This is a genomic window from Yoonia sp. JB2-21 (genome assembly GCF_055693545.1).
Map to the genome: position 1 here is coordinate 40021 of NZ_JBVFUC010000001.1, position 23815 is coordinate 63835.

23 protein-coding genes and 1 pseudogene are annotated in these 23815 nt (G+C 55.8%); 13 read left to right on the forward strand and 11 right to left on the reverse strand.

The genetic code is table 11. The features are described 5' to 3' along the window. Positions 1-4: 4 nt before the first annotated feature. The 6 genes and pseudogenes from phoU to ACZ1G5_RS00170 form a co-directional block, all read right to left on the reverse strand. On the reverse strand, positions 5-712 hold the full coding sequence (gene phoU, locus ACZ1G5_RS00145; protein WP_472730936.1) for a phosphate signaling complex protein PhoU: 708 nt from the start codon (positions 710-712) through the stop codon (positions 5-7). Positions 713-724: 12 nt separating this feature from the next. Next, positions 725-1525: a phosphate ABC transporter ATP-binding protein PstB gene (pstB, locus tag ACZ1G5_RS00150; protein ID WP_472730937.1), complete on the reverse strand. Its 801-nt coding sequence runs from the start codon at positions 1523-1525 to the stop codon at positions 725-727. An 11-nt stretch (positions 1526-1536) separates the two neighbouring features. Further along, on the reverse strand, positions 1537-2856 hold the full coding sequence (gene pstA, locus ACZ1G5_RS00155; RefSeq protein ID WP_472730938.1) for a phosphate ABC transporter permease PstA: 1320 nt from the start codon (positions 2854-2856) through the stop codon (positions 1537-1539). Then, complete coding sequence (pstC, locus tag ACZ1G5_RS00160) at positions 2853-4055, reverse strand: phosphate ABC transporter permease subunit PstC (RefSeq protein ID WP_472730939.1); 1203 nt, start codon at positions 4053-4055, stop codon at positions 2853-2855. The genes pstA and pstC overlap by 4 nt, the downstream gene beginning before the upstream one ends. Positions 4056-4122: 67 nt before the next feature. Next, a pseudogene (locus ACZ1G5_RS00165) lies at positions 4123-5158 on the reverse strand (substrate-binding domain-containing protein). A gap of 105 nt (positions 5159-5263) precedes the next feature. Next, positions 5264-6301 (reverse strand): sensor histidine kinase, encoded by a 1038-nt coding sequence (locus tag ACZ1G5_RS00170; RefSeq protein ID WP_472730940.1) that lies wholly within the window; start codon positions 6299-6301, stop codon positions 5264-5266. 152 nt (positions 6302-6453) lie between these two features. Between ACZ1G5_RS00170 and ACZ1G5_RS00175 the strand changes: the two genes are divergently transcribed. Next, positions 6454-6855 carry a hypothetical protein gene (locus tag ACZ1G5_RS00175; RefSeq protein WP_472730941.1) on the forward strand — a complete coding sequence of 134 codons (402 nt, stop codon included), beginning with the start codon at positions 6454-6456 and terminating at the stop codon, positions 6853-6855. A gap of 1 nt (position 6856) precedes the next feature. On the opposite strand, the gene ACZ1G5_RS00180 is transcribed toward ACZ1G5_RS00175, so the two are convergent. Genes ACZ1G5_RS00180 through ACZ1G5_RS00190 form a run of 3 tightly spaced genes read right to left on the reverse strand, consistent with a single transcriptional unit; the run spans position 6857 to position 8908 of the window. Then, positions 6857-7378, reverse strand: a complete 522-nt coding sequence (locus ACZ1G5_RS00180; protein ID WP_472730942.1) for a gamma carbonic anhydrase family protein — start codon at positions 7376-7378, stop codon at positions 6857-6859. After that, the gene (gmk, locus tag ACZ1G5_RS00185; RefSeq protein WP_472730943.1) at positions 7375-8013 is read right to left on the reverse strand and encodes a guanylate kinase; all 639 of its coding nucleotides are present in this window, start codon (positions 8011-8013) and stop codon (positions 7375-7377) included. Before gmk ends, ACZ1G5_RS00180 begins: the two co-directional genes overlap by 4 nt. Before the next feature lie 4 nt (positions 8014-8017). Beyond that, on the reverse strand, positions 8018-8908 hold the full coding sequence (locus ACZ1G5_RS00190) for a YicC/YloC family endoribonuclease (protein WP_472730944.1): 891 nt from the start codon (positions 8906-8908) through the stop codon (positions 8018-8020). Between the two features lie 192 nt (positions 8909-9100). Here ACZ1G5_RS00190 and ACZ1G5_RS00195 point away from each other — a divergent pair, with 192 nt between their 5' ends. Continuing rightward, on the forward strand, positions 9101-9745 hold the full coding sequence (locus ACZ1G5_RS00195) for a PAS domain-containing protein (protein WP_472730945.1): 645 nt from the start codon (positions 9101-9103) through the stop codon (positions 9743-9745). Here the strand turns inward: ACZ1G5_RS00195 and ACZ1G5_RS00200 are convergent, their stop codons facing one another. Then, complete coding sequence (locus tag ACZ1G5_RS00200; RefSeq protein ID WP_472730946.1) at positions 9746-11116, reverse strand: class II 3-deoxy-7-phosphoheptulonate synthase; 1371 nt, start codon at positions 11114-11116, stop codon at positions 9746-9748. Between the two features lie 193 nt (positions 11117-11309). On the opposite strand from ACZ1G5_RS00200, the gene ACZ1G5_RS00205 reads away from it, so the two are divergent. The 11 genes from ACZ1G5_RS00205 (at position 11310) to ACZ1G5_RS00255 (ending at position 23191) form a co-directional block, all read left to right on the forward strand. After that, positions 11310-12311 carry a GlxA family transcriptional regulator gene (locus tag ACZ1G5_RS00205; RefSeq protein ID WP_472730947.1) on the forward strand — a complete coding sequence of 334 codons (1002 nt, stop codon included), beginning with the start codon at positions 11310-11312 and terminating at the stop codon, positions 12309-12311. Positions 12312-12323: 12 nt separating this feature from the next. After that, positions 12324-13958, forward strand: coding sequence for a DUF1963 domain-containing protein (locus ACZ1G5_RS00210; RefSeq protein ID WP_472730948.1), 1635 nt, complete (start codon positions 12324-12326; stop codon positions 13956-13958). 160 nt (positions 13959-14118) lie between these two features. After that, the gene (locus ACZ1G5_RS00215) at positions 14119-15315 is read left to right on the forward strand and encodes an ABC transporter substrate-binding protein (RefSeq protein ID WP_472730949.1); all 1197 of its coding nucleotides are present in this window, start codon (positions 14119-14121) and stop codon (positions 15313-15315) included. Between the two features lie 90 nt (positions 15316-15405). Next, positions 15406-16191 (forward strand): ABC transporter ATP-binding protein, encoded by a 786-nt coding sequence (locus tag ACZ1G5_RS00220; RefSeq protein ID WP_472730950.1) that lies wholly within the window; start codon positions 15406-15408, stop codon positions 16189-16191. Beyond that, positions 16188-16346 (forward strand): hypothetical protein, encoded by a 159-nt coding sequence (locus tag ACZ1G5_RS00225; RefSeq protein ID WP_472730951.1) that lies wholly within the window; start codon positions 16188-16190, stop codon positions 16344-16346. The genes ACZ1G5_RS00220 and ACZ1G5_RS00225 overlap by 4 nt, the downstream gene beginning before the upstream one ends. After that, entirely contained in the window at positions 16343-17056 is a 714-nt protein-coding gene (locus ACZ1G5_RS00230) for an ABC transporter ATP-binding protein (RefSeq protein ID WP_472730952.1), read from the forward strand. Before ACZ1G5_RS00225 ends, ACZ1G5_RS00230 begins: the two co-directional genes overlap by 4 nt. Continuing rightward, on the forward strand, positions 17053-17424 hold the full coding sequence (locus ACZ1G5_RS00235) for a hypothetical protein (protein WP_472730953.1): 372 nt from the start codon (positions 17053-17055) through the stop codon (positions 17422-17424). Before ACZ1G5_RS00230 ends, ACZ1G5_RS00235 begins: the two co-directional genes overlap by 4 nt. A gap of 34 nt (positions 17425-17458) precedes the next feature. Continuing rightward, a complete protein-coding gene (locus tag ACZ1G5_RS00240) occupies positions 17459-18469 on the forward strand; it encodes a branched-chain amino acid ABC transporter permease (RefSeq protein WP_472730954.1) in 1011 nt (336 codons plus the stop codon). Beyond that, positions 18466-19767: a branched-chain amino acid ABC transporter permease gene (locus ACZ1G5_RS00245; RefSeq protein WP_472730955.1), complete on the forward strand. Its 1302-nt coding sequence runs from the start codon at positions 18466-18468 to the stop codon at positions 19765-19767. Before ACZ1G5_RS00240 ends, ACZ1G5_RS00245 begins: the two co-directional genes overlap by 4 nt. Before the next feature lie 163 nt (positions 19768-19930). After that, a complete protein-coding gene (locus ACZ1G5_RS00250) occupies positions 19931-22396 on the forward strand; it encodes a penicillin acylase family protein (protein WP_472734237.1) in 2466 nt (821 codons plus the stop codon). 102 nt (positions 22397-22498) lie between these two features. Continuing rightward, on the forward strand, positions 22499-23191 hold the full coding sequence (locus tag ACZ1G5_RS00255) for an acyl-homoserine-lactone synthase (RefSeq protein ID WP_472730956.1): 693 nt from the start codon (positions 22499-22501) through the stop codon (positions 23189-23191). Positions 23192-23206: 15 nt separating this feature from the next. Here ACZ1G5_RS00255 and ACZ1G5_RS00260 read toward each other — a convergent pair whose 3' ends face one another. Beyond that, the gene (locus ACZ1G5_RS00260; protein WP_472730957.1) at positions 23207-23794 is read right to left on the reverse strand and encodes a thermonuclease family protein; all 588 of its coding nucleotides are present in this window, start codon (positions 23792-23794) and stop codon (positions 23207-23209) included. Between the last annotated feature and the right edge of the window lie 21 nt (positions 23795-23815).

Here is a 23815-nt window from a genome sequence, read left to right on the forward strand (position 1 = left end):
TGTTTTAGCTCGGATCAGTCACATAAGCGGTTTTATCGCCTTTGGGGCGGGCCTCATCTGGCATTTCGCCGGTGACCAGATAGATCACCTGCTCTGCCATATTTGTCGTCAGATCGCCCATCCGTTCAATGTTCTTGGCCATGAAATGCAGGTGCATGCAGGCTGTGATGTTGCGCGGGTCTTCCATCATAAAGGTCAGGAACTCGCGAAACAGCGCATTATACATCTGGTCCACTTCCTGATCGCGCTGGCGCACGTCTTCGGCTAAGTCTGCGTCGCCACGGATATAGCTATCAAGCGTATCTTTCAGCATTTGTTCGACTTCGCGCGCCATACGGCGCAGGGCAGCGTCTGATCCGTTGACCGGGTTCATCTCGACGACAACGCTTGTCCGCTTGGCTATATTCTTTGCATAATCGCCGATACGCTCCAATGATGCAGCAAGACGGAGCACTGTAAGAACTGACCGTAAGTCCTTGGAAACAGGCGCGCGCAGGGCAATCGTACGCGCAGCTTCTTCGTTGATTTGAATTTCTAACGCGTCGATCACCTTGTCACCGGCGCGCACTTCTTCGGCCAATTCAACATCGCGATCAGCGAGCGATTTAGCGGCTTTCAAAATCGCCTCTTCGACAAGGCCACCCATCTTCATGATCAGGGTCGTGATACCTTCAAGGTCACGGTCATAGGCCGACGAAATATGTTCGTTCATTACCACTGCTCCTTACCCGATCCGGCCGGAAATATAGCTTTCCGTGCGCGGGTCCTGCGGGTTGGTGAAAATCTTGTCGGTGTCGTCGTACTCCACCAAGTTCCCGAGGTGGAAGAACGCGGTCTTTTGGCTGACGCGCGCCGCCTGCTGCATGGAGTGCGTGACAATCACGACCGAGAAACTTTGGCGCAGCTCGTCAATAAGCTCCTCAACCTGTGCTGTCGCAATAGGGTCAAGCGCCGAGCAAGGCTCGTCCATCAGCAACACCTCAGGTGCAGTAGCTATCGCACGCGCAATGCACAGGCGTTGCTGCTGACCACCTGAAAGCCCGGTTCCAGGTGCGTCCAGCCGGTCCTTTGCTTCATCCCAAAGCGCGGCTTTGCGCAGGGATTTCTCAACAATCTCGTCCAGATCGGCCTTGTTGCGTGCCAACCCGTGGATCTTGGGGCCGTAAGCCACGTTATCATAGATCGACTTGGGGAATGGGTTTGGCTTTTGGAACACCATGCCCACTTTGGCGCGCAATTGTACCGGATCGACCTTGGGATCATAGATATCCTCGCCATCAATCCGGATATCACCGGTCACCCGAGCGATATCAATTGTGTCGTTCATCCTATTGATACAACGCAAGAAAGTGGACTTGCCACAGCCCGATGGGCCGATAAAGGCCGTCACTGTCTTGTCGTCGATATCGACGTCTACATCCTTGATGGCGTGGGTGTCAGCGTAGTGCACCTGTACGCCCTTGGCCGAGATTTTGATGTCTTGCTGAGTGCTCATCGCGCGATCCACATGTACCATATCTTCCATTTGTCAGCCCCCTACCAGCGCCGTTCAAAGCGGCGACGAAGATAGATGGCGACCGCGTTCATGATAAGCAAAAACACCAGCAATGTAATGATCGCGCCTGACGCACGCTCCACAAAGGCCGGGTCAGAGCGTTGTGTCCAGTTAAACACCTGCACCGGCAGCGCTGTTGATGCCTCGCCAAACAACCCCGCCTCTGGCGTATAGGCCGCCGGATATTCGCGCACGAATGCCACCATACCAATCAGCAACAATGGGGCTGTTTCGCCCAAGGCCTGCGCCAGCCCGATGATTGTGCCAGTCAGGATACCGGGTGCCGCCAAGGGCAGCACATGGTGGAACACCGATTGCATCTTTGATGCGCCCACACCCAATGCCGCATCGCGAATAGATGGGGGCACGGATTTCAGCGCAGCACGGGTTGAGATGATGATCGTGGGCAAGGTCATCAGCGTCAGCACCAGACCACCGACCAAGGGCGATGATTGGTTGAATTCCATGAAGTTGATGAAAATCGCCAGCCCCAAGATCCCATAAACAATCGACGGTACAGCGGCGAGGTTTGAGATATTCACCTCAATAATATCCGTGATCCGGTTCTTTGGCGCAAATTCTTCCAGATAGATGGATGAGGCCACGCCGATGGGCAGCGCAAGGAACAGCACCACCAGCATCATATAAAACGAGCCGAGGATCGCGACACCAAGCCCTGCCGCCTCTGGCCGCTGCACGGATGCATCGGGCCAGACAAAGAAGTTCCAGTTGAACTTGGTCTCAATAGCACCCGCATCAGCCAACGACTGCGCAATCATCAATGCCTCAGGCGACGTGTTACCGTCCAAGGCGGCACTTTCCAAGGTGACACGGCCCTTGAAAAAACCGTCAATACGGCCAGCAGCCAACAGATCGAAGGTGATGGTCTGCCCGACCAAATCCGGGTTGGCCAAGACGCGGTTGCGCACTGTTGCGGCCGCTTCTTTTGAAATCAGCTCTCCCAATTCTTTGTCAGATAATGTGGTGGTCAGACCTTGGCGTTCTACCTCTGCCACGATGGCCGCGCGCAGTAACGGCGCGTAGCCAATTGTCGTCGTTTTCGCCATTTCCGCTGGATCACGGTTGCCTTGTTTGTCCACACGCTCTTCTGAAAGCTCGATCGGCAGCGCGATAAACGTCTGCTGAAAAGAACTGAGACCGTTTGTCAAAACAGAGGTCAGTAGCACGGCCAGAGCAAGCATCGCGACAACGATAGCCGACAGACCGTAGGCCTTGAAACGCGCCTCTGCTGCATTGCGTTTTTTGGTCCGCGCGTCGCTCGCCAGAAGGGAGGTTTTCATTCGTACTGCTCCCGGTATTTGCGCACGATGTAGAGGGCGAATACGTTCAGGCCAAGGGTGATAACAAACAAGGTCAGACCCAGGGCAAAGGCCACAAGCGTTTCGGGGCTGGCAAAATCGGTATCCCCGGTTAATTGGCTGACGATCTTCACAGTCACAGTCGTCATCGCCTCAAACGGGTTCAGCGATAATCGGGCCGCAGCCCCTGCCCCCAGAACCACGATCATCGTTTCGCCAATCGCACGGGACGCGGCCAAAAGGACAGCGCCAACGATGCCGGGTAAGGCCGCAGGGATCACAACTTGGCGGATGGTTTCCGACGGTGTGGCGCCGAGGCCCAGTGACCCATCGCGCATCGCTTGTGGGACAGCGTTGATGATGTCATCAGACAGTGAGCTAACAAATGGGATCAGCATGATACCCATCACCAGACCAGCGGTCATGACCGAAGATGCGCTTTGCCCCAAGCCCATGGGTTCAGCGAAGTAGTCGCGCAGAAGCGGACCTACCGTGATCAAGGCAAAAAGCCCGTAAACGATTGTCGGGATACCGGCCAGAACCTCGATCGCGGGCTTGGCCACCGCACGCAGACGCGGCCCTGCGTATTCAGACAGGTAGATCGCTGCAAACAGCCCGATTGGCACCGCAAACAGCAGCGCAATAAAGCTGACGTAAAGTGTGCCCCACAACAGTGGGATAATCCCCAAGTCAGAATTGCCACGGAAATTCGGCGACCAGTTGAGTGAGAAAAAGAAATCGCGCCAGTCATATTGGCCGAAGAAATTAAATGTCTCGAACAGCATCGAAAACACGATGCCAATGGTCGTCATAATCGCGATGCTAGAGGCAAAGATCAGCAGGCCCAAAATCCAACGCTCTGCGTAGGTACGCGCGCGGCTGTCTGTCTTGATCCCGATCAGTGACAGCGCACAGCCCGTGACACCCAACCCCAGAATGATCAATGAGAAGAACCAGTTCGGCTCTCCCCCGGTCAGGCGGGCGTAGAGTGCGAATAAAAGAACAGCGGCAGCAGGCGGAACAGCCGTGGAAAGGGCTGTGTTCAACGCGTGCTGATTGGGAAGGGAAACAAGTTTGCGGATATCACCGCCAGCCACCTGCAAGGCCCGGGACTTCGCCACAAAATAGCCAATGACGGCCAGCGCAAAGATCAAAAGAAGCGGGGTCGTCAGCGATTGCATGGGATATTTTCCATTGCCGGGGTGTTTCGGGGGCATCCTTAGATGCCCCCAAGCTGTGTGTCGAGATTTAAGAGCCGGAGCCCATGACCATTTCGTTCGAAACGGTTTCCTGAACTTTCAACAGCTCTGGATCGGACACCAGACCATATTCAGCCAGCGGGCCATCTGGACCTGCAATGTCGTCAGAGACGAAGAATTCCGCATAGTCTTTCAGACCGGGAATGACGTCCAAATGCGCCGCTTTGATGTAGAAATACAGCGGACGCGATACAGGGTATTCAGCCGCCGCGATGCTTTCGGTTGTCGGGACAACACCGTTCATCGTGGCCACTTGCAACTTGTCTGTGTTGTTTTCGTAGAACGACAGACCAAAGACGCCGATGCCGTTTGTATCGGCCTCAATCCGGGCCAATGTTTCGGTGTAGTCACCGTCGATGTCCACAGAACGCCCATCTGTGCGGATTGCCATGCATTTGCCTTCGGCTGTGTCCTCATCAACACCGGCATCCAGCATTGCCTGGAAGAAACCACCTTCTTCGCAGCCTGCCAGGATTACCTTTTCTTCAAAGACTTCGCGCGTGCCGTGCTTGGTCCCGGGAATGAAGGCTTGGATCGGCTGGGCGGGGAAATCTGGGTTCACTTGGTCCCAAGTCTCGAAGGTATTCGAAACCAGTTCACCGTCAATGAAGTGTTCATTGGCGAGCGCCTTGTACCAGTCTTCCGGCGTAAATTCGAACGAGTTACCGTTGATATCGGATGCAAAAACGATGCCATCATAACCGATGCGGACTTCGATGATGTCCGTGACACCAGCAGCAGCGCAGGCCTCGATTTCGGCAGGCCGGATCGCGCGAGACGCATTCGCAATATCAATCGTGTTGGCGCCAACGCCTTCGCAGAAGCGCTTCAGACCAGCCGAAGAACCACCAGATCTCGACAACAGGTGTCGGAAACTCAAAGTTTTCGCCGAAAACCTCGGCAACGATGGACGCGTAAGGCAGCACCGTGGAAGACCCGGCAACCTGTACGTTGTCACGCGCAAAAGAAGTTGTGGCAGTAAGGGCAATGGCCGCGGTTGTCGCGGTCAAATTCATGATCGACATCAAATCACTCCTGTCAGTCAAACACAGGTGGCGCGCGAACCGCGCCACCATTGCGTGCTGATTAGCCAGCTCACCCGAACCTTTTGTGACAGTTATGTAAAAGTTTTATGACACCGTACCAACCGGCAGAATGACCGACACCTTCGTCCCCTGCCCTTCGCTGCTTTCAATCAACAGTCTGCCGCGATGACGGTTCACGATATGCTTGACGATGGCGAGCCCCAAGCCGGTTCCACCAACCTCACGCGACCGATGATTATCGACCCGGTAGAAGCGTTCGGTCAGTCGCGCAATATGATGTTCAGCGATCCCATCACCCTGATCGACGACACTGATTGTCACAGCTTCAGTCCGCAACCGTTGGCTCATTGTTCGGGGCTCTAGGGTTACGGTCACCGCGCCACCGGAGGCACCGTATTTGATCCCGTTCTCAACAAGGTTGGTAAAGACCTGCACAAGCTGCCCGGCGTCTCCCGGCACCATCTCGTCCAAACCCTGAATGCTGAGTTTAACGTCCACGCCTGCCGTTTTGGCCTGCGGTTCCAGACCCTTGATCACAGAAGACAGCAACGCGCCGAGATCAACATGTTCGCGGGGGCGGACACGTTCATCCTCTTCGACGCGACTGAGTGACATCAAATCGTCAACCAATCGCGTCATGCGGTTCGCCTCATGCGCCATGATCCCCAAAAACCGGTCCCGCGCCGCTGGATCGTCGCGGGCCGCCCCCATCAGGGTTTCGATAAAGCCCAAGAGAGCCGTCAACGGGGTGCGAAGTTCATGACTGACGTTTGCCACAAAATCGCGGCGCATCTGGCCGGCGTCTTCGGCTGCGGTCTGATCTTCGAATGTTAGAACGATATCGCCATCGGCCGGTGCAACGCAGACCCTAAAAATCGTATCCTTGGGGCCATTGCGGCCAGTATAGCGCACCGACTGCTGTTCTTTGGACTTTGTAGCTGTTGCAATAGCGGCAATGACAGCCGGCTGACGTAATGCGGTAATGTAGTGTTTGCCGATCACGTCTGTACCAAGAATCGCATCAACCGGCCGATTTGCCGCGCGGACACGCTCGTCAGGCCCGATTAAGAGTACGGGCATCGGAAAAGCGTCAATGACAGAAACAATGCGTTCGGCGGACATCGCAGTTATCCAAATGGTTTCAACATATTGTGAAACCCTGAGACAAAATGTCTCGCGTCTCAATAGCATAATTTGGCAGCAAAGCAGTTGAACCACAACTAATAGGTCCCAACTCTCAGAGTCACTCAACCATAATAATATGAATCGGTGTAATGATGACAAGTTCGGCGTTCGGGCAGATAGCGGGGATCGACCTCAACACGGAAGAAGGCGTTGCTCAAAGAACCCTCGTTATTGGGGATCTTGACCGTTGGAAATCCATTGGAAGGAACACTGCGGCGTTTGATAAATTCCACTTCACATCATTTCGGGAACTCACTGAGGAATTGCTTGATCAACTCAGCCCCACAATCATTCTTTCCGCACTTGTTGCAGATGAATTTGACGTCGTTGAAGTCGCCGAAAATCTGGAAAAACTCGGGTTCGATGGCCTGTATCGGGCAATAACCCATGATGTGCCGCATGCCGACATGATCCGCGAGGAGGTGCGCAGCCACGCGCCTGACTTGGATTTTGACATCCTCGTCATTCGCACATTTGCAAATGACGGCTAGATCACAAGCGACATAAGTTTTGCCGAAAGCGCGCCGCGTTCTCTTGATAATGGAGCGCGGACAAGCGCAAGCCGTCGATTGCCGCCGCGTCCAGTTCCCGGATGACCTTCCCCGGCACGCCCATGACTAATGATCCGTCAGGGATGACTTTGCCTTCCGTGATCAAAGCGCCCGCGCCGATCAGGCAGTTTCGCCCGACTTGTGCCCCATTCAGAATTGTAGCCCCCATCCCCACCAGGGAATTTTCACCAATTATACACCCATGCAGCATGGCCTTATGCCCAATGGTACATCCGGCGCCGACGGTCAGTGGAAAGCCCATATCCGTGTGAAGAACGCAGTTTTCCTGCACGTTGCTGCCAGTACCGATCGTGATCCGTTCGTTGTCACCCCGCAGGGTTGAGCCGAACCAGATCGACGACCGGTCATCTATCACAACATTACCAATAACATGGCATCCGGGTGCCACCCAGGCATCTGGCGCGACCTTTGGTGTTTGCTCGCCAAGTGCATAGCGGCTCATGTCCGATCTCCAAATTGCGATTGCAGATCGCGGACGTGATCCATCAGTTGAGGTTGCTGTGGTCGACGTAAGCGTTCTGCACTGATGATCGTCTTCAACTGTGTTTCCGTCTTGTCCAGATTATCGTTGACAAGAACATAATCATAACCATCCCAATGGCTTATCTCATCCCAACTTTTCTGCATTCGATCTTCGATGACGTCCGCGCTGTCTTGCCCGCGCCCGACCAATCGCCGCCGCAGCTCGGTGATCGATGGTGGTAGAATAAAGATCGACAGAACATGTTCCTGCAACGCCGAATTGCTGATCTGCTGAGCGCCCTGCCAATCGATGTCAAACAGAACATCGCGCCCACGTTCGATCGCGGACTGCACCGGGGCGCGCGGTGACCCATAGTAGTTTCCAAAAACCCGAGCATGCTCCAGCATCCCGTTACTGGCGACTTGTTCCTGAAACTCAGGCACCGACACAAAGAAATAGTCCTGACCGTCTATCTCACCGTCGCGCGGTGCGCGAGTGGTCGAAGATACCGAGAACCGCAAAGTGTCATCCCATGCGCGCAGTCGTCCCGCGAGGGTCGATTTTCCCGCACCAGATGGTGAGGACAGGATGATCAAAAGGCCGCGTCGCGTCATGACACTACTCCACATTCTGAATTTGTTCGCGCATCTGGTCGATCACTGCCTTCAACTCAAGCCCGATCGCTGTCAGTGCGCTGGCCTGCGCCTTTGCACATAGCGTATTCGCCTCTCGGTTAAATTCCTGTGCCAGGAAATCCAGTTTACGCCCGGCAGGTTTTGCCTCTGTCATCAGCGCACGCGCGGCAGCAACGTGGGATCTGAGGCGATCAATCTCTTCTGTCACATCCGATTTAACAGCCAGAAGGGCCAGTTCTTGTGCGACGCGTCCCTCTTCAATGTCCGCAACGTCTTCCATCACGCGACGCAGGGCGGTGGTCAGGTTTTCCTTCACTTGGTGTGCCCGTGCCTCGGCTGCAATCGCTGCGGCGTCAGTGAGATCAGCGATCTTATCCAGCTGATCGTTGATAACTTTTGCTAACGCAGCCCCTTCCTGCGCACGCATTGCAACAAAGTCGGCGACCAGCGGGGCCACATCGGCAATCAATGCCGCAGCCAATGGCCCGGCGTCCTCATCTGACTTGGACGCGATCAGCACGCCCCTTTGGCCCAGAACGTCCGCCGCTGTCGGCTGCCCCAAAGTGACACCCATCGCAAATGCCCGCTCTTGAACCAGATCAAGCGCCTTAAGCACTTCGTCAAGATATCCTTCGTCTACAGCAAGCGCACCTTCACGCTCATCGCGTTGCAGCCGCAGGTTCACCGTCACATTGCCGCGTGCCAGCGATTTGGTCAGCGCACCACGCAAGGCCGGTTCCAAACCTTCGATCCCGTCTGGCATGCGCAGGCGAAGGTCCAGTCCACGGGCATTCACCCCACGCATTTCCCAACTCCACGCGACAGCACCCAAACTGCCGGTCCTGCTTGCGAATGCTGTCATTGAATGGGTCATGGTCTATCGCCTGTTCCTTGCGTTCCCCGCACCTAAAGGAAATTAACCCGGTCGGGCAAGGGTGCGTTGTCGTATCGCGTTAACCACTTAACACTTTGTTAAATGGTTAACGGCAAAGACTTTGTTAAAGGTTCGTTAAACGATTGAAACAAATTTCCCTAAACTTTTAGGGTTGGTCACGAGGAACACGCTATGGACATCGACGAGCACACCAAAGAACGCCGGATCGCCCAAATGCCGGGACAGAACGATCCTATCCTGCAAAGTCTGGAGCAATATTGGCAAACCTTGCGTGATGCCCGGCGGTTGCCCGCACGCATTGATATCGCGCCGAGCAAGCTAGACCATGCCCTGCCCTACGCCTTCATACTGCAACGGGTCGCGCCAGGTGCGGCACGGTTTCGGGTTGCCGGACAAAAGCTGCATGAACTGCTAAAGATGGATGCGCGCGGCATGCCGATCAGCACCCTGTTTGCGCCGGAAGCCCGCCAGCAAGCCAGCGAACTGCTCGAGGCCGCGTTCACCGGTCCCGCGATTGTCAGCATGCCTTTGGTGTCACCCGGCACGCTCATGCGTCCCGCATTGCAGGCAACGATGTTGCTTTTGCCAATGCGCGACAATGCGAACCAACCTACCCGTATTCTGGGCGCACTTGTTTCAGAGCCACATTCCGGTTCGCGGCCCCGTCGCTTTGTGATCGAGGACAACGCACGCATCCGCCATGAGCCTATTGGCGTCCAACTTGCCACCAGCCAGCTGGTTCCACGCGCGCCCGCACAAGCGCAAAGACCAGACGCAGCGCGCCCGGCCCTTAAACTTGTCATCAAAAATGGCTGATCAGCCGGCTTTCGCCTGCGCAATCGCCGAACGTCGCGAAGACAGTTCTTCGGCAACCAAAAACGCCAATTCGAGTGACTGAGACGCATTCAAACGCGGATCACAGGCTGTATGATAACGACTGGACAGTTCTTCGTCCGTGACAGCACGAACGCCGCCCGTGCATTCAGTGACATCCTTGCCGGTCATCTCAAAATGAACGCCGCCCGGAACCGTGCCTTCGGCGTTGTGAACGGCAAAGAACTCTTTCACTTCGCGCAACACACTGTCGAAAGGACGTGTCTTGTAACCCGTTGACGACTTGATCGTATTGCCATGCATCGCATCGCAGGTCCAAACGACGTTTGCCCCCTCTTCTTCTACCGCCTTAATCAGACGTGGCAGGTGTTCACCAACAGATCCCGCGCCAAAGCGCGCAATCAGCGTCAAACGACCCGCTTCGTTATTGGGGTTCAACGATGCCATCAGCGCTTTGAGGTGACCTGTGGTCATGGATGGACCGCACTTCAGACCGATGGGGTTCTGCACGCCTTTGCAGAATTCGACATGCGCACCATCAGGCTGACGTGTGCGATCGCCGATCCAGATCATGTGACCGGAACCCGCGAGCCATTTGCCAGAGGTCGAATCCAAACGGCAAAGCGCCTCTTCATACTCCAGCAAAAGTGCTTCGTGGCTGGTGTAGAAATCAACGGTCTGCAGCTCATGGTTCGTGTCAGTCGTCAAACCAGCCGCTTCCATGAAATCAAGCGTATCGCTGATGCGGGCCGCCATATCGCTGTATTTCTGGACTTCGTTGCTATCGGTAAAGCCTAGCGTCCATTTGTGAACCTCATGCACATTCGCAAAACCACCGGTCGAAAAAGCGCGCAGCAGGTTCAGGGTCGCCGCCGCCTGCATGTAGGCCTGCGTCATCCGCTCCGGGTCAGGAATGCGACTGTCGGATGTGAAATCAAACCCATTGATAATATCGCCACGGTAGCTGGGCAGTTCTACCCCATCCACAGTCTCTGTCGGCGCAGAGCGCGGCTTGGCCATCTGGCCTGCCATTCGACCGACCTTTACCACCGGTACTTTTGCGCCGTAGGTCAGCACCATCGCCATCTGCAACATCACTTTGAATGTGTCACGAATCCCGTCCGCGCTGAATTCAGCAAAGCTTTCGGCGCAATCGCCACCTTGCAACAAAAACGCCTCGCCTCGACTGACCGCTGCCAGTTCAGAGCGCAGACGACGGGCCTCCCCGGCAAAAACCAACGGGGGATAGCTGGCAAGACGAGCCTCAACAGCGTTCAACGCGGCTGTGTCGGTATACTCAGGCATCTGGACCCGGGGCTTGTTGCGCCAGTCAGATTTTTGCCAGTCAGTCATTGTCTTGCTCCATATCAAGGATTGGTTAGCGGTATCAGAACTTGCGTATAACGCGCAGCGATGGGCGCGCCAATGCCAAAAATGGGTGCCTTACCTGCCCAAAACGTTATGCTGCGATGTGACTTTCTCTCTTGTCGGCGGCTGGCAAACCTGATGAGGTCAGCGTCGCAATAGGCGACCACGGAACTTTGCCATGTCTATCGAACCTCAGATTGTAGACGTTGACCACAGCGGCAAGGCAAGACGATTTGTTTTTGTCCTGATGGATAACTTCACGATGCTTTGCTTTGCCGCGGCTGTTGAGAGCCTGCGGATCGCCAATCGCACGGCAGGCAAGGAGCTCTATTCATGGTCACTTTTGACCGAAGATGGCGGCGAAGCTGAATGTTCAAACGGCTGCACCTTCAAGGTCGACGGCTCATTGAAGGAACTGGAGCGGGACGACACCATCATGTTATGTGGCGGCGTCGATGTGCAGCAGGCAACGACCAAGCGCTTGCTAAACTGGATACGCCGCGAAGCGCGGCGCGGCGTGACAATCGCTGGACTGTGCACAGCGGGCTATACATTGGCAAAAGCGGGCCTTCTGGACGGTAAGAAAGCGACCATTCATTGGGAAAATCAGGATAGTTTCGCCGAGGAGTTTGAAGAGGTCGACCTGACCAAATCGGTTTTCGTGGTCGACGGCAGCCGTATTACGACTGCTGGCGGGACGGCATCGATTGACTTGATGATCAAGCTGATCGCCGACGATCACGGCGAAGATCTGGCCAACGCAGTTGCAGACATCCTGATTTATTCTTCCATTCGCACCGATCAAGACACGCAGCGCTTATCAATTCCCACGCGTATCGGTGTGCGGCATCCAAAACTCAGCCGCGTTATCCAGATGATGGAGCAAAACATCGAAGAACCGATCAGCCCCGCCATACTTGCCAAAGATGTTGGCATGTCGACGCGCCAACTTGAGCGGCTCTTTCGCCGATACCTGTCGCGTAGTCCAAAGCGCTATTACATGGAGCTACGATTGCAAAAGGCCCGTAACCTGTTGATGCAGACTGACATGACGGTTATCAATGTGGCCTTGGCTTGTGGTTTTGCATCACCATCGCATTTTTCCAAATGCTACCGTTCGCACTATGACACAACGCCTTACCGTGAACGCGGCAGCCATGCCGCGCGTTTATCAGTTTGATTGGGGGCAATCATGCGTCAGGTGTTAAAGTGGGTCGTGATCATGTTGGCCGCAGTGGCTATCGGGGTTGCAATCTACGCAGAGATCACCCGAAATCCGGGCCTTCAGGTGGTGGTCTTTGGCGTGCTCGCCCTGATTTTGTTTGGCTCTTACGCATTGGGCCTTTTCCGTAAAGAGGTGCCCGTTCGTCAGGGGCAGGCTGCCCCTGCTATCCAAGATGTTCCTGCCGACGACAACTTTGAAACGGTCGAACAGTCCGGCCCAACCGAGGACCAGCTTTATCTGGTGTTTGCGCGTCTTGATGGCGTCAAGACCGGCGATGATTTCCGCGATCGTGCGGATAAGATCATCGCCGAGCACGACCTGTCCCCGCTAACGGATGCCGATATCGACAGACTAGCAGCAGTTATCGACTCCAAAGATCTGCGCGGAAAGGCTTTTATCCGGACATCCGGGATCGCCTTCGTGCGTCAGATGCGCGCCGAGATCGACGTGGACTATGCGGGTGTAAGCTGGTTGGGCGGCCTGCCCACGTTGAACGACATGCCCTGGCCGCGTGACGAATTCGGGCGCGCAATGCATCACATGGCGCAAATTGATTTGACCACCATTCCCGACCCGATCTTGCCAGAGGGCATGCCGCGCACCGGTGCCATGGCATTCTTCTTTACATCAATGACAGATGGACCGCGGCAAGCCAAAGCCGTGCACATCCCCCAAATCGGGAACACGGCAACCGAACCACCGCAGGATCTTATGCCGATCTATGAAGGGCCAGAATGGGGTACTCATGTCAAAGGTCATGCCCGGGACGGTGCGCCCAATGTTTTTCCTCGCTGGCCAGTCGACGTGATTTTCCTGCCGATGGCAGACCAAAACAAAGACGATGATGCCCGTGATGTCGTGGCCGATCTGCTGCCCCTGCAAACGGCCAACCCTTTGTCACCGCAGAACTACCGTGACAGCTTGCCTGATTTTGCGCGACCTTGGTTTTGGGACACCGCACATCGCTTCACCAATTCGTTGCGGATCGCACGCGACGACATCCCCCAAACTGTGCGCGACACCCGAAAACGGCTGCAGGATTTTGGCGGTCACCACCAAGCGACACTCGACATCCTGGCAAGCACAGAGATTGCCTTTTCACAGTTTGTGGACGAAGTCAGTATATGGGCTGTCACCCGCGAACCATGGGAAAAAATGTCCCCCGCTGATGCAAAGCAACTGAATACCTTCTTCGCGCAAGTCAAAGACACCGGCGGACAAAAAGCGCCATTCCAACCCTTTTACAAGAATACACGCGGCGAACTCCTGAGCGTTGATGAAGCCGCGCAGGCCACGTTGGTTGCGGCAGCGAATGCAGCACCAGAGGTCTATGCCACACTACCCGAAGTCGTCCGCGATGACATCGATGCAAAATATCGGCTCGCATCAAAGGGACGGTGGCATCAGATGTTTGGTCTTGGCGCAAAAGTGCACAATGCGACATCACAGCATACGCATCATCATTTGCTCATGCAGTTGCAGTCTGATCAATTGGCGAACTGGATGTGGGGCGACAACGGCGTCATTCAGCTTTGGATCACGGACGAAGACCTCAGAGCGCAGAACTGGGATGCAGTCGAAGTCAGCGTCGCAGATCAATAGCCCTCCTTTCGTGCCAATTGAACCAAATTCGTGGACGATGCGGGCAAATTGCCTTTGACCGCAGCTGTGAAAGGGCGAAACTCCTTTCGTTCCGACTTTCCTTTTGGAAACGGCCTGCTAATCTGCGCGGCAGGATAACGTTATCCACTAGGGAGAAAAAATGAAAAAACTCATTATGGCGACATCTGCTGTCGCAATGATGGCTGGCGGTGCCTTTGCTGATGGTCACGCCGAAGAAGTAAAAATCGGTGTCATTCTGGGCTTCACGGGCCCACTTGAGTCGATCACACCAGCTATGGGTGCCGGTGCGGAACTGGCGATGGCCGAAGTCACTGAATCCGGCGCGCTGCTGGGTGGTGCGACCGTCACATCGGTACGCGGTGACAGCACATGCATCGACGCAGGCGCGGCCACTGCCGCCGCCGAACGTCTGGTCACATCAGATGAAGTTGACGCCATCATGGGCGCTGACTGTTCCGGCGTGACAGGTGCAATTCTGCAAAACGTCGCCCGCCCGAACGGCGTTGCGATGATTTCACCATCCGCGACATCACCGGGTCTGTCGACCGCTGAAGATGACGGTCTGTTCTTCCGCACAGCCCCATCTGATGCGCGACAGGGCGTGATCATCACAGAGATCCTGCAGGATCGTGGTGTCAGCGAAGTGGCTTTGACATATACAAACAACGACTACGGCAAAGGCTTGGCTGACGCATTCCAGGCTGCTTTCGAAGCGGCTGGCGGTTCCGTCACCATCTCGGCCGCGCACGAAGACGGCAAGGCAGACTATTCTGCTGAAGTTGGCGCATTGGCCTCTGCCGGCGGTGAAGTACTGGTTGTTGCAGGCTATGTTGACCAAGGCGGGTCCGGTATCATCCGTTCCAGCCTTGATAGCGGTGCGTTCGACACGTTCTACCTGCCAGACGGCATGGTTGGTGCGGTTCTGAACGACAACTTCGGTGCTGAACTCAACGGCTCTTACGGTGCCTACCCCGGGACTGATAACGCAGGTGCGGGCATGTTCGTTGAACTGGCCGAAGCGGCTGGTTTCGACGGCACAGGCGCGTTTTCACCTGAAAGCTATGACGCTGCTGCGCTGATCATGCTGGCCATGCAAAAGGCAGGGTCTGCTGACTCGGCCGATTTCAAAGATCACGTCTTTGATGTCGCCAACGCACCAGGCGTCGAAATCATGCCCGGTGAGCTGGCCAAAGGTCTGGAACTGATCGCTGCTGGCGAAGACATCGACTATGTTGGTGCGTCTGCGGTGGAACTGATCGGCCCCGGCGAAAGCGCTGGTAACTATCAGGAAATCGAATTCGCCGACGGCGTATATTCCACAATCAACTACCGCTAATCGGTTGATATAGGAAAAGACGGCGCGGGTTTGTCCCGCGCCGTTTTCTAAAACAAGACAGATCCAAAGATCTGCGCGAGGGGATACGGAATGATCGTCGTTGAAGATGTGGTCAAAACCTTCGGGGGCTTTCGGGCCGTTGATGGTGCGACGCTGACCATCGCGGAAGGTACAATCACCGGACTTATTGGACCAAATGGCGCAGGAAAAACGACACTTTTCAACGTGATTGCCGGCGTTCTTGAACCAACTGCAGGAAAGGTCACCATGCATGGTGAGGATATCACCGGCCTGCCCCCGCATGAGTTATTCCACAAAGGGTTGCTGCGGACCTTCCAAATCGCACATGAATTTTCATCCATGACAGTGCGCGAAAACCTGATGATGGTCCCCGGCGGACAATCGGGAGAGGCGCTCTGGAACACATGGTTCGGCCGCAAACGGATCGCTGATGAAGAACGCGCGTTGCAGGCCAAGGCGGACGAGGTCATTGAATTTCTCACGATTGGTCATCTGAAAGAGGAAAAGGCGGGTAACCTCTCAGGCGGCCAGAAAAAGCTGCTGGAATTGGGCAGGACCATGATGGTCGACGCCAAGATCGTCTTTTTGGATGAGGTAGGCGCGGGCGTGAACCGCACCCTGCTGAACACAATCGGCGATGCAATCATCCGCCTGAACAAAGAACGCAACTACACATTCGTCGTGATTGAACACGACATGGATTTTATCGGCCGCCTGTGTGACCCGGTTATCTGTATGGCGGAAGGCCACGTTTTGGCCGAAGGGACCTTGGACGAAATCAAGGCCAATGAACAGGTGATCGAGGCCTACCTCGGCACCGGGTTGAAAAACAAAGACAAGGTAAGTGCGATATGAAAAGTTTGATCATTTTGCTATTCGGAGCCGTGCTCGGATCCGCCGCAACATTTTACTATATCTATGCCAACCACGCCGATGCGGCCGAACAGGCGTTGATGCGCGACACGCTGACGACATATGCGCCATTTCTGGAAGAGTATATCAATCCGTGAGTGATCCGTTTTTAATCGGGGACGCCATGACCGGCGGGTATGGCAAAGGCCCCGATATCCTGCATTCTTGTACGATTGCCGCCGAAAAAGGCGAAATCGCTGTCATTGTCGGCCCCAACGGGGCTGGCAAATCGACGGCGATGAAAGCTGTCTTTGGTATGTTGAATGTTAACGAAGGCGCTGTGCGCTTGGACGGCGAGGATATCACCAAACTGTCCCCGCAAGAACGTGTGGTGAAGGGCATGGGGTTTGTGCCGCAAACCTCGAACATATTCACCTCAATGACGGTGGAAGAAAATCTTGAGATGGGTGCCTTTATCCGCCGCGATGATTTCAGCGATACGATGGCGCAGGTCTATGACCTGTTCCCGATCCTGAAGGAAAAGCGCAATCAGGCCGCAGGCGAGTTGTCCGGCGGGCAGCGCCAGCAGGTCGCTGTGGGTCGTGCGCTGATGACCCAACCCAAGGTGCTGATGCTGGACGAACCAACCGCCGGTGTTTCCCCAATCGTGATGGATGAACTGTTCGACCGGATCATCGAGGTCGCACGGACGGGAATCCCGATCCTGATGGTGGAACAAAACGCCCGACAAGCACTTGAAATCGCAGATAAAGCCTATGTTCTCGTGCAGGGGCGAAACGCGCATACCGGCACGGGCAAGGAACTGCTGGCGGATGAACAGGTCCGGCGGAGCTTTTTGGGCGGATGACGTTGGGTGCCTTCTCTCTTACTGGCGCGGTCGCAGGGCTCGTTGTCGTCCTCGCTCCCACTGCGCTGCTGGCCGAGGTCGTTACCTGTGACCTCTCCGGCACGCCTGTCCAGTTCGAGATTGACCGCACACAGTTCGCCCCCCCGATTATTAACACCGAACCGCCACGTAACCGGGTCACGACGGTGAGCATGGGGGACATGCAATTCCCCGCAGAACCCATCCTGATGGGGGATGTGCGCGGTTTTTGGGCAGAAGGCATGGGCGGATCAGACGTGATGATGGTGATACAGCCGGATGGATCCGCAATTTATGCCGATGCGCGCGCAGGCGAACGGCTCACTGGTACCTGTGAGGTGCTGCAATGAACAACCAATTGATTTTCAACGGTGATCTCTGACAATGGACTTCCTCAACGCCCTCGTCGCCTTTGCGAACTTCGTTTTCGTGCCCGGCCTCGCCTACGGCGCGCAGCTTGCCATCGGCGCGCTGGGTGTCACGATGATCTACGGCATCCTGCGCTTTTCGAACTTTGCCCATGGCGACACGATGGCCTTTGGCACCGCGATTACTATTCTGTTCACCACCGCCTTTATCGGCATGGGGATCACCTTTGGGCCGCTGCCGACCGCCCTGCTCGCCCTGCCTTTTGGGATTGGTGCGACGATCCTTTTGCTGCTGGGCACCGATTGGGCGGTCTACAAGTTCTATCGCGAACAAAAGGCCTCGCCCGTGATCCTTGTGATCGTGTCGATGGGCGTGATGTTCGTGATGAACGGCATCGTGCGCTTTATCATCGGCGTGCGGGATATCCGCTTTGCCGATGGTGAACGGTTCATCATCACCGCCCGAGACTTCAAGGAAATGACGGGACTGAACGAGGGGCTCGCGATCAAGACGACACAAGCGATCACTGTCGTTGTCGCCTTTATTGTGATGGCGCTGCTGTTCTGGTTCCTGAACAAGACGCGCACCGGCAAGTCGATGCGTGCGTTTTCAGACAACGAAGATCTGGCGCTCTTGTCAGGGATCAACCCGGATTGGGTGGTCAAGGTCACGTGGATGATCGTCGCGGCCCTGGCGACAACCGCCGGTGTCCTTTACGGTCTGGACAAGTCCTTTAAAGCCTTTACCTACTTCCAGTTGTTGTTGCCGATCTTTGCAGCCGCCATTGTTGGCGGTCTGGGCAACCCAATTGGTGCAATCGCGGGCGGTTTTGTCATTGCCTTCAGCGAAGTCACGATCACCTACGCATGGAAAAAAGTACTTGTCTATCTCATGCCGGACAACCTAGAGCCTGATGGCCTCGTCCAGCTTCTGTCAACCGACTACAAATTCGCTGTCAGCTTTGCGATTCTGATCATCGTATTGCTGTTTAAGCCGACAGGTCTGTTCAAGGGGCAATCCGTATGACCAATAACGTCAAAGATACCGCCCTCTTCGGGCTTGTTGCGGTCCTGCTGATTGGCACTGGCATGATCCAGGGCTGGAATTCGGCGTTGCTGATCCTCAACATGGGCCTGATCTCGGCCATTATGGCCTTGGGGGTCAATTTGCAGTGGGGCTTTGCAGGGCTGTTCAATATCGGCGTCATGGGTTTTGTGGCTCTGGGTGGTCTGGCGGCCGTGTTGGTATCCACCGATCCCGTTCCCGAAGCATGGCAAGCCGGTGGGCTGCGCATCATGGCAGGCTTGGTTCTGGGCGCCCTGACCGTCGTCGCCGCTGTTCAGGCACAAAAGCGGCTGGAAGGACGCACCAAGACAATCGCGACACTCGTGATCCTTGTCGGTGGTTTCTTCCTCTACCGCGCGGTATTTGATCCCGGCAAAGTCGCGGTCGAAGCAGTGAACCCTGCTTCCACGGGCAACCTTGGGGGGCTTAGTCTGCCCATCCTGCTCAGTTGGCCTGTCGGTGGCCTACTGGCCGCCGGTGCCGCTTGGGTGATCGGCAAGACGGCCCTTGGGTTGCGCTCGGATTATCTGGCTATTGCGACGCTCGGTATTGCAGAAATCATTATCGCGGTCCTCAAGAACGAAGACTGGCTGGCACGCGGTGTCAAAAACGTCATCGGCCTCGACCGGCCGGTGCCATATGAAATTGACCTTCAGCAAGACCCCGGTTTTGTTGAACGCGCAGCAAGCCTTGGGCTGGATCCGGTCACAGCCTCGACGCTTTACACAAAACTCGGCTATGCGGTGCTTTTCACAATTGTTCTTCTGATCATCCTCTGGCTGGCACAGAAGGCACTCAACAGTCCGTGGGGCCGCATGATGCGCGCGATCCGTGACAATGAGGTCGCAGCCGAGGCGATGGGCAAGGACGTCAAAGGGCGTCATTTGCAAATCTTTATTCTTGGCTCCGCCGTCTGCGGTGTCGCGGGCGCGATGATGACAACGCTGGACGGGCAATTGACCCCCGGCACCTATCAGCCGTTGCGCTTTACCTTCCTTGTCTGGGTCATGGTCATCGTCGGCGGGTCCGGCAATAACTTTGGCGCCGTTCTGGGCGGCATGCTGATCTGGTGGCTTTGGGTGCAGGTGGAACCGCTGGGGCTTGGTCTGATGAATATTCTGAGCATGGGGCTTGAGGACGGCAGCGCTCTGAAAGATCGCATGATCGAGTCAGCGGCACATATGCGCCTGCTGACGATGGGCATGGTTCTATTGTTGGTGCTGCGGTTCAGCCCACGTGGACTGATCCCCGAACGATAAGGCGTGTTGCGCTCGGGCCAAGGCACTGGCACGAGATCCATTTGCCTCGAACTGAGCAGTTTTGGACCGAAACCCACGCCAAAGCGCACGCGTCAACAGAGCCGCGCTTGTCCTTGCCGTCTGCCCTGCTAAAACGGGGCAGATCCAAAACCCTGAGGACCCTATGGCGCTGATCTTTCGCTGGCTTATTCGGCTTGCCTCTGGCTTGATCGTCTTCTGCGTGGCCGCAATTGCGCTTGCCTACTACTTTGCCTCACGATCGCTGCCTGACTACAATGCCAACAGCGCGGTCGCGGGCATCAGTGCCCCTGTCGAGATCGTGCGGGACAATGCCAACGTGCCGCATATCTTTGGGAAAACCAACGACGACGTGTATTTTGCCCTAGGCTATGCCCATGCCCAGGACCGCCTTTGGCAGATGACAATGTTGCGGCGCACAGCGCAAGGGCGGCTCTCAGAACTCTTTGGCGAACGCACGGTGGGCATCGACGAATTAATGCGGCGATTGGACATCTACACCCTGTCCGTGGCATCGGTAAACGCGCAAACAGACGAGACCAAGAGATACCTCAATGCCTATGCACGCGGCGTCAACGCGTGGCTGGCACAAGTGAACACAGGTGCGCTGGGACGGGGTGCCCCCGAGATGTGGCTCTTCAATCATGCCATGGCCCCTTGGCAACCTGCGGACTCTATCGCAATCCTCAAACTGATGGCGCTTGATCTGACAAGCAACCTTGAGAACGAAGTCTTACGCGCGCGCGCATCTCTGTTGCTGGACAATGAGCGTTTGATGGACATCCTGCCCGATGATCCCGGCAGCGGGGTCGCGGCCCTGCCCGAATATGCGAGTCTTGTGCCGGGCGTGCCCGATTACACCGCCAACATGCGCCTCGCTTACGATCCATTGTCACCGGTGAAACCGGCCCCACTGGCCGGTGCATCAAACGCGTGGGCCGCAAGTGCGACACGCTCTGCAACGGGATCCACCCTTCTGGCCAACGATCCGCACCTGGGGCTGACCGCCCCCTCCATCTGGTATCTGGCGCGTCTGGAGCTGGACCACGGTGGCATCATCGGCGGTACCATTCCGGGGATGCCCGTCGTGCTGACCGGGCGCAGTGACACTGTTGGCTGGGGGCTAACCAGCGCCTATGTCGATGATCAGGACGTGATGATCGAAGAGATCAATGCCAACAACACAGAAGAATACCGCAGCCCAAACGGCTGGGTCCGGTTCCGCACACGTGACAGCATTATTAACGTCAAAGATGCTGCAGCAGTGACATTGCGATTGCGTTGGACTGCGAACGGGCCCGTATTGCCGCGCGGACAATATGACCTTGGTACGATTACACCAACCGGACATGTCACAGCACTTGCATGGACCGCTCTTTCTGATCGCGATACATCAATGTCCGCCGCAATCGACATCACCCATAGCAACAGCGTCGAAGAAGCGATCACCGCCGGTGAAGACTTCATCGCGCCCGCGCTGAACCTGACGTTGGCTGACCGTAACCGTATCGCCATGAAGACGATCGGTGCGCTGCCGGCACGTGACCCCGATCATCAAAGTCAGGGACGCTTGCCTGCCTTCGGCTACCTTCCGGAAAACCGCTGGCAGGGCCGTTTCCCCTACGCCGACAACCCAGAGTTCCTAGATCCGCCCGGTGGCATTATCGGCAACACCAACAACAAGACGGTGGACCGCCCCTTCCCCCGGCACGTCACATATAATTGGGGGGATACACAGCGCATCAATCGGTGGCGGCGGCTGATGCAAGCGCGCGAAGTGCATACGCGCGACAGCTTTATCGAAGCCCAGCAGGATACCGTCAGCTTTGCAGCCCGAACCCTATCAACCCTGATGGGGGCGGATTTGTGGTTCACTGGCGATGCTGCACCGGATGGCACCCCCGAACGTCGCCGTCAGATTGCTCTGGACTTGCTGTCAGCATGGAACGGCGAGATGAACGAACATTTGCCAGAGCCGCTGATCTATTCGGCTTGGGTGCGAGCGTTTCAACAACGGCTGATCCGGGATGAGTTGGGTCCATTGGCCAGTGAATTTACGCATGTCGATCCGATATTCATCGAGCGTGTCTTCCGAGACATCGACGGCGCTGGTGTTTGGTGTGACGTCATACAATCCGCCCCAACTGAAACTTGCACAATTATCGCGCGGCAGGCTCTTGACGATGCGCTGGTCTGGATTTCTGAAAACTACGGCGAAGCCATCGAAGCCGTACGATGGGGTGATGCGCATATCGCGACACATGATCACCCGGTTCTGGGCAAGACCCCGCTGCTGGAATGGGTGGTCAACATCCGGCAGTCCACCAGCGGCGGAGACCATACACTACAACGGGCCAAAACCTCCGGTATCGACCCCGACCCGTTCCACAATGTACATGCAGCCGGTTTTCGCGGCGTTTATGACTTTGCGGATCCTGACAGCTCGGTGTTCATCACGTCCACCGGGCAGTCGGGCCATCCACTGTCCAGACACTATGATAATCTCGGCGAGCTTTGGCGTCGTGGTGAGTATATTCCAATGTCGCTGGATCCTGACCTCGCACGGGCCGCAGCGGTCGGCCAAACCGTTCTGACGCCATCTGCTGACTGACACGGGCAAGTCGGATCACGGCGCAGTTTACCGCTGACAGACCGATGTGACCAACAAAAGCGTCGACAGCAAATCACAGCACACGCTATGCTTGTTTTACCATTGAAACAGCTAAATTTTCTGGCGATCAGTGATATCCTAATCAACGAACGGACGAGTGACGTGCTTCATTTCCTACGCGGTACCGATTTGTTCCTCTACCCGGATCTCGCGTGTTCAATGTTCAAAGACCGCAAAACGCAGTTTGTGGACAGACTGCGCTGGCAACTTGACGTCGACACGCAGGGACTGGAACGCGATCAGTATGATGCACAAAATCCTCTGTATGTTGTCATTGCAGACCAAGACGGGCTGCACGCGGCATCACTCCGTCTGATACCAACAACGCAAGCAACGATGATCAACGACTTCTTTTCGTCGGCACTTGATGACGGTCCAATAAGGAAGCCCGATACGTGGGAATGCACAAGGTTTTGCATTTCTCCAAAGGCATCCAATTCACTCTCCATCGACCTGTTGGCTGCAACGTCCCGCCTCATGATGGCACTTCATATCCAACATCTGATCGCCGTCTTTGACAGATACATGCGCGTGCAGTACCGCCGTGACGGCGTGTCACCGGAAATTCTGGGGCAAATGCAATCACGCGAAGGCAGGATTTTTGCCGGACGGTGGACGTTCAACGACGCAAAGTCGCAATGCTTAATGCAAGCGGCACAGCTGACCGAAGGTGCCGTACAAGAGGCGCTGATCAAGGCTCCGCTTTTCCAGCCAAGGGCGAAACTCCGCGCCTAAACTCTGCAATTGGAATCAACCTTTAGCAGCCTGCCTTTGTCTGGCCTCAAATTGTGCCCAGACATGCATGCGTCCCTTTTGACGCGCATCCGCAAGCCACATCTTTTTGCGCGCGTCAGGGACTTCAAGGGCGCGGTAAACCCCACCAGAGTACTTTGCCCAGTCAATCGCCAGCCCCTGTTTGACCATCTCGGCAGATAGATCACGCCCGTCAGGCAAGAAGCATTTTGCGACGGTGCGTCCATGAATGTACTGTTCGACAATCTCCGCACGGACTTTTTGACCCTTACACAGTGCGACCAACGCCCACTTGGCCTTCTTGCCGTAAGGGTGGTTGAACTCCGGTGCATCAACGCCGAACAGTCGAATTTCCAGCTTCTTGATCACGATAGAGTCGCCATCGATGACGCATGCAGGGCCTTGGATGACGCTCCGTGAAGGGGGCACCGATGGTGCCAACTGACCTACCGTGCGGCGTTCGACATTGATGGGTCTAAGCGGCTGATCTTCCGATGGCCCCGGTGGGTCTTCGTCTTTGCCTCTGAGAAGGTATGCAACAAAAAGAACTGCTGCCAAAAAGAATAAGAAAGAAATGGCTTCCATGAAATTCGCCCTATCCGTGCG